This window comes from Streptomyces sp. NPDC006283, assembly GCF_040613325.1.
In the GTDB taxonomy this organism is placed as follows: domain Bacteria; phylum Actinomycetota; class Actinomycetes; order Streptomycetales; family Streptomycetaceae; genus Streptomyces.
This window is the reverse complement of record NZ_JBEXRZ010000073.1, coordinates 1-12,400: the sequence shown is the minus strand read 5'-3', so window position 1 is coordinate 12,400 and position 12,400 is coordinate 1. Positions and strand designations below refer to the sequence as shown.

Annotated in this window: 6 protein-coding genes and 2 pseudogenes; all 8 read left to right on the top strand. The window is 70.3% G+C overall.

What is annotated here, in order from left to right:
* Positions 1 to 619: 619 nt before the first annotated feature.
* Positions 620 to 1,669, top strand: coding sequence for a LacI family DNA-binding transcriptional regulator (locus ABZ070_RS17385; protein WP_356634626.1), 1,050 nt, complete (start codon positions 620 to 622; stop codon positions 1,667 to 1,669).
* 352 nt (positions 1,670 to 2,021) lie between these two features.
* Positions 2,022 to 3,296: a sugar ABC transporter substrate-binding protein gene (locus tag ABZ070_RS17380; RefSeq protein WP_356634624.1), complete on the top strand. Its 1,275-nt coding sequence runs from the start codon at positions 2,022 to 2,024 to the stop codon at positions 3,294 to 3,296.
* Between the two features lie 3 nt (positions 3,297 to 3,299).
* Positions 3,300 to 4,288 (top strand): annotated as a pseudogene (locus tag ABZ070_RS17375) (sugar ABC transporter permease).
* A gap of 104 nt (positions 4,289 to 4,392) precedes the next feature.
* Complete coding sequence (locus ABZ070_RS17370) at positions 4,393 to 5,169, top strand: carbohydrate ABC transporter permease (RefSeq protein WP_356634664.1); 777 nt, start codon at positions 4,393 to 4,395, stop codon at positions 5,167 to 5,169.
* A gap of 166 nt (positions 5,170 to 5,335) precedes the next feature.
* Positions 5,336 to 6,802, top strand: a complete 1,467-nt coding sequence (locus ABZ070_RS17365) for a glucoamylase family protein (RefSeq protein WP_356634622.1) — start codon at positions 5,336 to 5,338, stop codon at positions 6,800 to 6,802.
* Positions 6,799 to 9,387 (top strand): beta-galactosidase, encoded by a 2,589-nt coding sequence (locus ABZ070_RS17360; protein WP_356634620.1) that lies wholly within the window; start codon positions 6,799 to 6,801, stop codon positions 9,385 to 9,387. Before ABZ070_RS17365 ends, ABZ070_RS17360 begins: the two co-directional genes overlap by 4 nt.
* A gap of 304 nt (positions 9,388 to 9,691) precedes the next feature.
* Positions 9,692 to 11,794, top strand: a complete 2,103-nt coding sequence (locus ABZ070_RS17355; RefSeq protein WP_356634662.1) for a glycoside hydrolase family 3 N-terminal domain-containing protein — start codon at positions 9,692 to 9,694, stop codon at positions 11,792 to 11,794.
* Between the two features lie 292 nt (positions 11,795 to 12,086).
* A pseudogene (locus ABZ070_RS17350) lies at positions 12,087 to 12,400 on the top strand (hypothetical protein); the annotation flags it as partial.

The window sequence follows — 12,400 nt, the reverse complement described above, 5'->3', positions numbered from 1 at the left end:
CTCTGTTTGCCTTCCCTCCGACGAGCCGGCCGGCCGCTCCGCGGGTTCATCCACCGGTCCGACGTCACCGCGTCCCTCATACTCCGACAACAACTCACGCATGTCGTGACCCCGTTTCCGCAGGTTGTGGCATCGGCCGTCGATTCTGCGCCGTGACCCGGGTCTTGCGGCAAGCCCCCCGGCGCGCTATACGTTGAGAGTGGCAAGGAGAGAGCTCTCCTTGCCTTTGCTTTTGCCTTTTGCTGTGAGATGGCGCGCCGCGTACGGCTAGAGCCTGTCCGGAGGGCAGCACCTGTCGCTCCGACCGGGCCGTCACCGATACCGCCGCGGGCGCCCCCGTCACCGCCGGTGGCCGCTGCTGAACCGAATGACCGACCCGCACACCGACCAGGCCGCGACCAGGCCGCGACCGGAACGGGGGCCGGTCGCGGCTCGCGCCGGCCTCCTCGCCCGTGCACCATGCAGCTCGGCGGCTGGGGGGTCATCACAGGGGAGGCCCGAGGGGAGAGCAGGCTGTGGTTGTCGCGGCGACCCACCCGCCGTTACGCTGAATGCGCTTCCACGGACCCATGCGTCCGTCCGTACAGCCAGGAAAGACCGAGGGGCGGCTACGAAGACCATGGGCGACCCCACCGTCTACGACGTCGCCGAGCGCGCCGGCGTGTCCATTGCCACGGTGTCCCGCGTCTATCGAAGCCCCGACAGTGTGCGCGCCGCGACGCGCCAGAAGGTGCTGTCGGCGGCACGCGAACTGGGCTACGTACCCAGCGCGAGCGCGCGCGGGCTCGCCAGCCGGGCCACCGGGGTTCTCGGGCTCTGTTTCCCTGACTTCGCCGATCCCGAGGCCGAGGCGGAGGGCGCGCCGGACACCGACGACGCGGAGCTGAGCTTCTACGGGGACGAGGTCATCCGCGGCATGGAGCGTGCCGCCCGGCGGCACGGTTACGCGCTGCTCATCTCCGCCGCGCACGCCGACCGGGCCGGCGAGTCGATGGCGGATGTCGCCGGACGGGTGGAAGGCCTGGCGGTCCTGGCCCAGCGAATGCCGCCGGCGACGCTCGAGGTCGTCTCCCGGCGGGTCCCGGTAGTGGTGCTGGCCGGAGAGGTTTCGCCCGGGCTCGACCGGATCGAGGCCGCGAACTTCGACGGCCAGCTCGAACTCACCCGGCATCTGATCGACGACCACGGCCTGCGCCGCCTCGATTTTGTCGGCGGCCCCGCCGACTCGCCGGACGCGGAGGCCCGTTTCCGCGGCTTCCAGGCCGCGCACCTCGCCACGGGCCTGCCGATGCCGGACAGACCTGCCGCCCGGGGTGATCTGACTCTGGCCTCCGGGCGCAAGGCGGTGGTCGAACTGCTGGACCGGGACGGCGCGCTCTCGCAGGGGATGGTGTTCGCGAACGACCAGATGGCGGTCGGCGCGTTGTATGCGCTTGTGGAGAGAGGTGTCTCCGTACCGGGGGATGTCACGATCACCGGGTTCGACGGCATCCCGCTGAGCCGCATGGTCCGACCGGAGCTCACCACTGTGCGGCAGCCGATGGCCCGGCTCGGCGAGGAGGCGGTGGAGCTGCTCGTCTCACGGCTCGCGGAACGCGCTCGGCCGACCGAACTGCGCACGCTGCCGACGACGCTCGCGCGCCGCGCCAGCTGCGGCTGCGACGGCTGACCGGCCCTCGAGCGCCCCCGGTCGCCGCCGACGGCTCCCGGCGGCGCGATGCGCCGCCAACTCTGCGCGTACCTACCCGTCTGAACTGCGGTTTCCGCCGGTGACGCATACCCCCTGCGCGCCCCGCGCCCCGAGCGCCCGCTGCCGCGGCGACTGCTGTGCGCCGCGCCTCCCTGACACCTGCCGCCGCGCTCCGGCACGCCACCGGCCCGTCGCCCGCGCACCACCCGTCACGTTCCCGCGCGTTTACACAAGCGTTATCGAGCCACCTCTTGTGCCGCCCCGGCCTCGTCCCGGAAGGTCATGTATGCGCTTACAAGCACGACTGCGCGTGAACTCGAGGAGGAGCCGCATGTCCCGCATCGCCCTGTCCAGCCCCGCTTTGTCCCGCACCACCACCACCGCTATCGCCGTTGTCTCGGCGCTCGGTCTCGGTCTCGGTCTGACCTCCTGCAGCAGCGGCGGGTCAGGCCAGGTCGGTGCGAACGCGAAGCAGACGCTCACCGTCTGGGCCATGGGCGAGGAGGGTGCGCGCATCGACGGTGTGGCCAAGAAGTTCAACGAGAAGTACCCGGACATCACCGTCAAGGTGACGCCGATCGGCTGGGACGTCGCCCATCAGAAGCTGGTGTCCGCCGCGGCTGCAGACAAGCTTCCCGACATGGCGCAGCTCGGCTCCACCTGGGTGGGCGAGTTCATCGATCTCGGTGTCCTGGAGCCCGTGGACACCAAGACGTTCAAGAAGGACGACTTCTTCCCGGCCGCGTGGAAGGGCAACGAGAAGGACGGCGAGGTCTACGGCGTCCCCTGGTACGTCGACACCCGGGTCCTCTACTACCGCACCGACCTCGCCGAGAAGGCCGGCGTGGACAAGGCGCCCGTCACCTGGGACGAGCACCTCGAGCTCGCCGAGTCGCTGAAGAAGCTCGACTCCACCAAGTGGGCCTTCTCCCTGCCCGCCGGCGGCCAGGGCTCCTGGCAGAACTGGCTGCCCTACCTGTTCTCCGCAGGCGGCTCGCTCACCGACGCCGACGGCAGGCTCACGCTCGACTCGCCCGAGGCGATCACCGCGTTCACCGAGTACCAGAAGTACTTCGAGGCAGGTCTTGCCAAGAACACCACCGCCGCACCCGGCTACGACGTGATCAAGGACTTCGGCGCCGACCGTGTCCCGATGTTCGCCTCCGGCCCCTGGATGGTCCAGAACATCAACGATCAGCTCCCGCAGTTGAAGGGCAAGTGGGACGCCGTGCCGCTGCCGCACGGCGAGCAGCCCGCCTCCATGATCGGCGGCTCGTCCCTCGTCTCCTTCGCGAGCAGCGAGCACAAGGCGGCGGCCCAGGAGTTCACGAAGTTCCTCACCGACGCCACGACGCAGGCCGACTGGTACGAGATGGCCAAGTCGCTGCCCGCGAACAAGGCCGCCTGGCAGGAGCCGGCACTCAAGAACGCCGACGTCGACGTCTTCCGGAAGTCCCTCGACAGCGCCGGCGACGTCCCGCCCCTGGCCCAGTGGGAGCAGATCGCGCACGAGATCGACGTCACCCTGGAGAAGCTCGCCAAGGGCGGCGACCCCGCCACCCTCGCCGGGCAGCTCCAGAAGAAGACCGAGGGCATGGTGGGCTGACCGATGAGCACCACCGTGGCGACCGAGGACGCCGCCCGAACCCGTGAACGGGCTGTCGAGGTGCCCGGGCCCGGTCAGGGGCGAGGCGGTCCGCAGCGCCTGCGCCGCGACCGTCTCTCCAAGCACAACCTCGCGGGCTGGCTCTACTCCACCCCGTTCCTGGTGTTCTTCTTCACCTTCATGGCGTTCCCGATCGTGGCGACGCTGGTGATGAGCTTCACCGACTTCGGACTGCGCAACGTCACCGACCCGTTCGGCGCCCGCCCCTTGGGGCTGGAGAACTACACCCGGCTGTTCGAGGACGAGCAGTTCCTTCGGGCACTGTTCAACACCGGCTACTTCGTCGTCCTCGGCGTGCCCCTCACCATCGGCAGCGGCCTGGTGGCCGCTGTCCTGCTGAACTCCGGCATCGAGCGGTTCCGCACCTTCTTCCGTGTCGGCTTCTACGCACCGGTGGTCACCGCCATCGTCGCCGTCGCCGTCGTCTGGCGGTTCGTGCTGGACCCCACCGAAGGGCTGATCGCCGGCCTGGCCGGCGAACTCGGCCTGACGGCCCCGGACTTCCTGGCCTCCGAGACGCTCGCCATGCCGTCGCTGATCGCGATGGCCGTCTGGCGCAACATGGGTACGGCAATGGTCCTGTTCCTCGCGGGGCTGCAGGCGATCCCCACCGAGGTGCGCGAGGCGGCCCGGATCGACGGCGCGGGAGCCCTCCAGGAGTTCCGCCGGATCACGGTCCCCCTGCTGCGGCCCACCACCCTGTACGTGGCCGTCATGACCAGCATCGGCTTCCTCAACGTCTTCGAGGAACCGTTCGTGATGACCAACGGCGGTCCGTCCGACAGCACACTGACGGTCTCGCTGCTGATGTACCGGGAGGGCTTCAACTTCTTCCACATGGGTTACGCCAGCTCCATGGCGTACACGCTGTTCGTGATCACCTTGCCGTCACGCTGCTTCAGCTGCGGCTGCTGAAGGACAAGACAAAATGAGCACCGTCATCCAGAAGCGTCCGGCCGCACCGAGCTCGTACGCGGCACGCGACCGCCGCACCCGCCGGGTGAGGGCCTTCACCTACGTGCTGCTGGCCCTCGGCATGCTGGTCATGACCGCGCCGTTCCTGTGGATGGCACTGTCCGCGTTCAAGACCGAGCAGGACCTGGCGTCCAGCCCGCCCGCGTGGATCCCCACCGAGTGGACGCTCGCCAACTTCCGCGAGCTGCTGAACCTGTTCGACGTGCCGCTGTACTTCTTCAACTCCACGGTCGTCGCACTCTTCGTCACGCTGTGCAACCTGGTGTTCTGCTCGATGCTCGGCTACGCGCTCGCGAAACTGAACTTCACCGGCAAGAAGCTGGTCTTCGGTGTGGTCATGGCCGCCCTCATGGTGCCGGGCAACCTGATGCTGATGCCGAAGTTCGTGATGATGAGCAGGATGAATCTCATCGACACCTATGCGGCGCTGATCCTCCCGTTCGCCGCGGGTGCCTTCGGGGTCTTCCTGATGCGGCAGTTCATGTCGACCGTCCCCGACGAACTGCTGGAGGCGGCAAGGGTCGACGGCGCACGCGAGTGGTACATCTTCTGGCGGATCGTCATCCCGCAGGTGAAGCCCGCCCTCGCCACACTGTCAATCTTCGTTTTCCTCGGTTCCTGGAACAACTTCCTGTGGCCCCTCGTCGCCACCAACGACGCCGACAAGTACACCCTGCCCGTCGCCCTCGCCACATTCGCCACCGACCCCACGAAGGCCGACGGATCCAACGGCGTACTGATGGCCGGAGCCTTCCTGGTGGTGCTCCCCGTGCTCGCCGTCTTCATCGTCCTGCAGCGGTACTTCACCCAGAGCATCGCCACCGCCGGGCTCAAGTAGCCCCGCGCCGCACCCGGCCGCACCACCCCACCAGCCCGTACGGGGCCGCCCGCACCTGACGGCGGCCGGCCCCGTACGCCCCCTGCGCCCCGGGGCGTCCCGCCTTGCCGCGCCTCACCTCTTTCGCAGCGCACACCCCTACCCGACAAGGGAGTTGGAACGCTCCATGGATCGTCGTACCTTCCTCGCCGCGACCGCCGGCGCCACCGGCGCGCTCGCCCTCGGCGCCGCCGCACCCGCACAAGCCCGCGCCAGGCGCTCCTCGCTCGACACCGAAGCGCAGCTGAAGCGCTGGTTCACCGACACCTACCGTTCCCTGGAGGCGATGGTCGCCGACAGCGGCCTGCCCGCCGACAACATCAAGCTCGGCGGGGCCGAGCCCGAACTCACCGCCAACACCTCCACCACCAACATCGGCTGCTGGCTGTGGTCCACGGTTGCCGCCGCCGGACTCGGTGTGATCAGCGAGCGCGAGATGCACCGGCGCCTCGACCGCACCATCACCACCGTCGAACGCATGGAGCGCCTGCACGGCTTCTGGTTCAACTGGTACAACACCTTCACCGGTGAGGTTCTCGACGAGTGGCCCGGCAGCGGCGCCCCGGTCAACCACCTGCTGTCCACGGTCGACAACGGCTGGCTCGACGTCGGCCTGCGCATCGCGGAGGACGCCGACCCCCTCCTGAGCGGCCGTATCCGCCGCCTGCGCAAGGACATCGACTGGTCGTTCTTCTACGCACCCTACGACCCCGCCGACCCGGTCGCGGGCCCCGGCCACATGCGCACCGGCTTCAAGGTCGCCGAGAACGCCCACACCCCCTACTTCTACGGCGCCCTCGTCTCCGAGACCAGGATCGCCGGCTACCTCGGCATCGCCGACGGCACCGTCCCCGGCGACCACTACTGGCGCATGCTGCGCACCTTCACCCCGGAGCAGAAGCAGGAGATGCCGCCCGGCGGCGGCTGGACCGTGCGCGACGGGGTCCGTTACTTCAACGGCCACTACGCCTACCGCGGCCGAAAGCACGTCCCCGGGTGGGGCGGCTCCATGTTCGGGGCCCTGATGCCGGAGCTGTTCGTGCCCTCCGGCCAGTGGTCGCCCGGTTCATGGCGCAAGAACCTCACCCACCACGCCATGGGTCACCGCGACCACGGCCTGCTCGACACCCGGTACGGCTACTGGGGCTTCTCGCCCGCCAACGTGCCCGAGGGCGGCTATCAGGAGTACGGCGTGCAGTTCTTCGGCATCTCGCCCGAGGGCTACTGCTCCAACACCGACCGCACCTACGTGCCCCACGGCGAGCCGATGCCCGATCCGTCCGCCTGGACCAACGGTGTCGTCACCCCGCACGCCGCGTTCCTCGCCCTCATGGTCACCCCCGGCGCGGCGTACACCAACCTGCGCAACATCGCGCGCGACTTCGACGCCTACGAGGACGGCATGGGGTTCTACGACTCCGTCAACGTCTCCACCGGCAAGGTCAGCGACCGGATGCTCTCCCTCGACCAGGGCATGGTGGCCGCAGCCCTCGCCCAGGTGCTGAAGCCCGGTCTGCTGCAACGCCCGTTCCGTACGGGCGGCTTCGCCCGCAACCTGAAGCCGCTGCTCGCCAAGGAGGACTTCGGCATATGAACACCGCAGGCAGCGCGGACACGGCGGGACCCGTAGGCGGCGCGGACGCCGCAGGACCCGCGACCACGCAGACCGCGCCCCGCCGCCGGACCGTCCTCGGCTCCATCGGCGCCGCGGGAATGGCCACCGTCGTCGGCACCGCCCCTGCCGCCGCCGCCCCCTCGGCCGACGGCCCGCAGGACCGCGACGAGGCGCCGCTCGTCCCCTACCGCGACAAACAGATCATCGTCGACGGCGAACCCGTCCTCGTCCTCGGCGGCGAGATCCACTACTTCCGGCTGAAGCGGGCCGACTGGCAGTCCCGGCTCGACAAGGCCAAGGCCGCAGGCCTCAACGCCATCGCCACCTACGTCCCCTGGATGTGGCACGAGACGCCCGACGGATCCATCGACGTCACCGGCCGCACCCGGCCCGAACGCGACCTCGGAGCGTTCATCGACCTGTGTATCGAGAACGGCTTCGACGTCATCCCGCGACCCGGCCCCTTCACCATGGCCGAGCTCAAGGGCGAAGGCGTGCCCGAGCGCGTGCGCAACGAACATCCGGAGATCAACCCCAAGGGCTGGAACGGTGCCGACGGTCCCACCCCCGCCGTCGACTACCTGGCACCCGCTTTCCTTGCCGAGACCCGTCGCTGGTACGACACCGTCATGCCGGTGTTCGCCTCCCGCCTGCGCCGCAAGGGCAAGCCGGGCGTCATCGCCTGCCAGCTCGACAACGAGATCGGCATGCTCGACTGGGTGAGCAACACGCCCGCGCTCACCGACCATCTGCTGAAGGACTTCCAGTCCTGGCTGGACCGGACCTACGGCGACGGCCTCGGCGACCGCTACCCGTTCGCCGGCCGTCCCGCCGCCGAGCGTGACAAGGCCGTCCGTACGCCCGAGGACGGATACTCGGCCGCCCTCATGCACGACCTCGGCGCCTTCATGCGCGGCCGGTTCGCCCGCTACGTGGACACGCTGCGCGAGGCCGCCGAGGCCAACGGCGTGCGGGGTGTCCCGTTCCTCATCAACATCCACGGCACCGGCGGCGGCAGCGGAAAGAACTTCCCCATCGGGATCAGCCAGCTGATGGAGACCTACTCCGGCAAGGCGGGCCTGATCTCCGGCGCCGACTTCTATCTCGGCGACCTGACGGTCAACAACGTCACCGACCTGTACCTGATCAACGCCTTCATGGACGCGGTCCACGACCGTCACCAGCCGGTCACCGCCCTGGAGTTCGACGCCGGCCACGCGGACTACGGCAACAACCTGGGCAACCAGTCGGGTGCCGAGGCGTCCGACCTCAAGACCCGGCTCTGTCTCGCACAGGGCGCCAAGATGATCAACTACTACCTGTTCGCGGGCGGGTTCAACCCGAAGCTCGACGAGCCGCTCGGCGACGGCAACGACCGGATCGGGTCGACGGGCGAGCGCCACGGATTCGCCGCCCCCGTCGACCCGGAGGGCCGGGCCGGCTACAGCTACGAGCCGCTGAAGCGCACCGTGCACGCAGTGCGGGGCAATGCGGCGGTGCTCGCGCCGATGCGTGCAGAGTACGACCGCGTGGCCCTCGGCTTCGTACCCGACCACTACCTGACCGAGTACCACCCGGCGACGGACTCGGTGAAGGCCGTCCTCGACGACGTGCAGCCGGTGCGTGGATTCGGCCCGGGCGACGCGCTGTCACGCGGCATGCTGCTCGGCGGATACCGCTACCACAGCGTCGACCTCCAGGCGGGCGACCTCGATCCGGACCGGGTGCCGGTCCTGGGCCTGGCCACCGGCGAGTACCTGGACACCCCTGTCCAACGCCGTCTGGTGCGCTATCTGGAGGCCGGTGGAAAGCTGCTGCTCTCCGGGCGGCTGCCCGGCAAGGACATGGCGGGCCGGCCGTCGACCGCGCTGCGGGACGCCCTCGGGCTGAAGCCGGGGCGGACGATGACCGACGCGAACCGCTTCTTCCTTTCCGTCACCGCGCACGGCTGGGCCGCACCCCGCGCCGAGATCCGGGTTCCGCGTGCGCAGTTGTGCACGGCGAGCCGCGGCGACGTGGTGCTGAAGGAACTGTCGACGGGTGAGGGCTGCGGATTCGATGTTCCCGTCGGCAAGGGCCGCGCCGTCGTCGTCACCGGCGAGTACCGCTGCGACGTGGACTTCTGGACGGCGGCGCTGCGGGAGCTGGGTGCCGTGCCGCGGTACGCGCACGACGCACGGCTGCCCGGCATCTTCCTGCTGACGACGGCGGACGCGTCCGGCGGCCGGCTGATGCACGCCTTCAACATCGGTGCCGGCTACGGACAGGGCTTCACAGTCACCGAACGCGGCAAGCCCCTCTTCGGCGGGGAGCGGCTGTATCTCCCGGGCCGGGGTGCCGCGATGCTGCCGCTGGGTCTGCAGGCGGGCGGACTGCGGATCGCGTACGCCACGGCCGAGATCAGCGCAGTGGGCGAGGACCGGGTGTCGTTCCGGGCGCTCGGGGACGAGGCCGTCGTCGCCGTCGAGGGCCGGGCGCGCTGCTCCGGCGCGAAGGTGACCACCGAGGCGGGACGCACGGTGCTGCGCGTGCGACGGGGGGAGTTCACGGTGCACCGAACCTGAGCCGGGCCGCGGCGCAGGGGCTGCCCGCTCCCGACGCCGAGGGATGATTGCAAGCAATGATGTATGCGCTTACATTAGGGGTGTTCCCTGCGGCGGCCCCGGCCGCAGGGAGTCCACCCCGCCGTGAAGGCGCGCAGAAGCAGAAGGACTTCACATGTTCCGTCCGCACCACGACACGGTTCGCGACGCCACCGCACAGAGGACCCGCGCCGCAGGCGGCAGCGCATCCGCAACGGCGCCGCGCGGCGCCACCCACCACGCCTACGACGCACACGACGACAGGATCAAGGAGTTGCTCGGCCGGATGACGGTCGAGGAGAAGCTCGGCCAGCTCCAGCAGCTCACCTGGACCGGAGACACCGGCCCCGGCGGCGGCCAGACCGAGGCGGTCGAACGTGCCGCCCGCGCCGGGCTCCTCGGCTCGGTGCTCAATCTGCACGGCGCCGCCCACACCAACACGCTGCAGCGCATGGCCGTCGAGGAGTCCCGGCTCGGCATCCCGCTGCTCTTCGGCCTCGACGTCGTCCACGGCTTCTGGACCACGTTCCCCATCCCGCTCGCCCAGGCCTCGAGCTTCGATCCCGAGGTCGCCGCGCTCGACGCGCGGGTGTCGGCGAAGGAGACGCGTTCCAACGGTGTCCGCTGGACGTTCTCGCCGATGATGGACGTCACCCACGAACCGCGCTGGGGCAGGATCGCCGAGAGCTGCGGCGAGGACCCGTACCTGAACGCCGTCCTCGCCGTCGCCAAGGTCCGTGCCTACCAGGGCGACGATCTCACCGCCGACGACAACGTCGCCGCCTGCGCAAAGCACTTCGTCGCCTACGGAGGCGCCGAGGGCGGCCGTGACTACAACACCGTCGACGTCTCGGAACAGCGGCTGCGCAACCACTATCTGCCGCCGTTCCGTGCCGCCGTCGACGCCGGTGTCGCCACCGTCATGGCCGCGTTCAACACCGTCAGCGGCGTCCCCGCCCACGGCAACCCGCACACCCTGACCGGCATCCTCAAGGAGGACTGGGGCTTCGACGGTGTCGTCGTCAGCGACTACACCGGCGTCGAGGAGCTGATCGCCCACGGATACGCGGCGGACGGCGCCGACGCGGGCCGCCTGGCGCTGACGGCAGGCATCGACATGGAGATGGTCAGCACCCACATCTTCGACCACGGCAGCCGCCTGCTCGCCGAGAAGAGGATCAGCGAGGACCGGCTCGACGACGCCGTCACCCGCATCCTGCGCCTGAAGTTCGCCCTCGGTCTCTTCGACGACCCCTACACCGCCGAGGAAGGCGCCGTCGACGAGCCGACGGCCGAGGCCCGCGCCGCCGCCCGCCTGACCGCGGCGCGCTCCATGGTCCTGCTGAAGAACGACGGCGTCCTGCCGCTGCGCGCGGACACCGGCTCGATCGCGGTGGTCGGCCCGTTCGCGGACCACACGGACCTGCACGGCACCTGGGCAGGCCCCGGCTGCCGCCGCTTCCCGTCGGTCAGCGTCCTCGACGCGGTCCGCTCCGCCGCGCCCGGTGCCACCGTCACCCACGCCGGCGCGGACGCCGGCATCACCGAAGCCGTTGCCGCGGCCGAGAGCGCCGACGTCACCGTCCTCGTCGTCGGCGAGGAGCCGGAACTCAGCGGCGAGGCCGCGGTGCGCAGCGAACTCGGACTCCCCGACGGGCAGGAGGAGCTGATCGCCGCCGTCGCGACCACCGGCAAGCCGTTCGTCGTCGTCCTGGTCAACGGCCGGCCGCTGACCGTCGGCAACTGGGCCGACGGCGTCCCGGCCCTGCTCGAGGCCTGGCACCCCGGCATCGAGGCCGGCAGCGCGATCGCCGACGTCCTCTTCGGCGCCGTCAACCCCGGCGGCAAATTGCCGGTGACCTTCCCGCGGTCCGTCGGCCAGATCCCGGTCTACTACAACCGGGAGAACACCGGCCGGCCCTACGACCCGCAGCAGCCGGACGAGAAGTACGTCTCCAAGTACCTCGACCTCGTAGACGGGCCCCAGTACGCCTTCGGCCACGGCCTGAGCTACACCACGTTCGCCACCGGCCGCCCGGTGGCCGACCGGGAGTCGGTCACCGTGGCCGAGCTGGAGCTCGGCGAGCGCATAGAGATCCAGGTGGACGTCGAGAACACCGGCGGGCGGACCGGCGACGAGGTCGTACAGCTCTACATCCAGGACCCCGTCGCGAGCATCGCCCAGCCCGTGCGCAGGCTGCGCGGCTTCGAACGCGTCACGCTCGCGGCGGGGGAGCGGCGGACCGTGCGCTTCAGTCTGGGTGCGGAGGACCTCGGCTTCTGGACGAACGACCCGGCCGGGTGCTTCACCGTCGAACCGGGCAGGATCGACGTCTACGCCGGCACGAGCTCGCTCGCCGACTCGCACTGCGCGCTGACCATCGGCTGAGCAGTCCTGGGAGGGGCTGACCTGCCCCGTTGGGCGCCCCGGCCGCACCGCGTGTGGGGTCGCGGGGGATGCCGTGCGTGATCGCACACATTTTCCACCGTTTCCGGCCAGGGAACGTAACGTGTGTGCCAGCCCGGCGCGGGCGGCCTCACGGGCCGCCGCCCGGCCCGGGACGGCGGTGCGGCCGTGGCCTCTGCGGAGGCCGCGCCCACCCGCCGGTCGCCCCGCACATCCTCATCCGGTCCCTCGCCATCCGTACACCGACACGTCAGGCTCCGAGGAGGAGTTCCCCTTGCCCCGCACGACCAGGCACCGCACGGCGACGCCGGCTCCTCCGGCCCGCATCTCCCGTGCCGGTGGTCTGGGGCGCGCGGCCCGTGTCTCCCGTGCGGGTGGCCTCGGGCGTGCGGCTGTGGCCGTCCTGGCGGTGGCCGCCCTCCTCGCGGTCAGCGCCTGCGTGCGCGGCCCCGTCCGGCAGGTGGCGCTGAGCGAGAAGCAGACGCTGACCGTGTGGGGCATGGGCGAGGAAGGACAGCGCCTCGCGGAACTCGCCGACGACTTCGAGCGGCGGCACCCCGCCGTCACGGTCGACGTGACCCCGGTGAG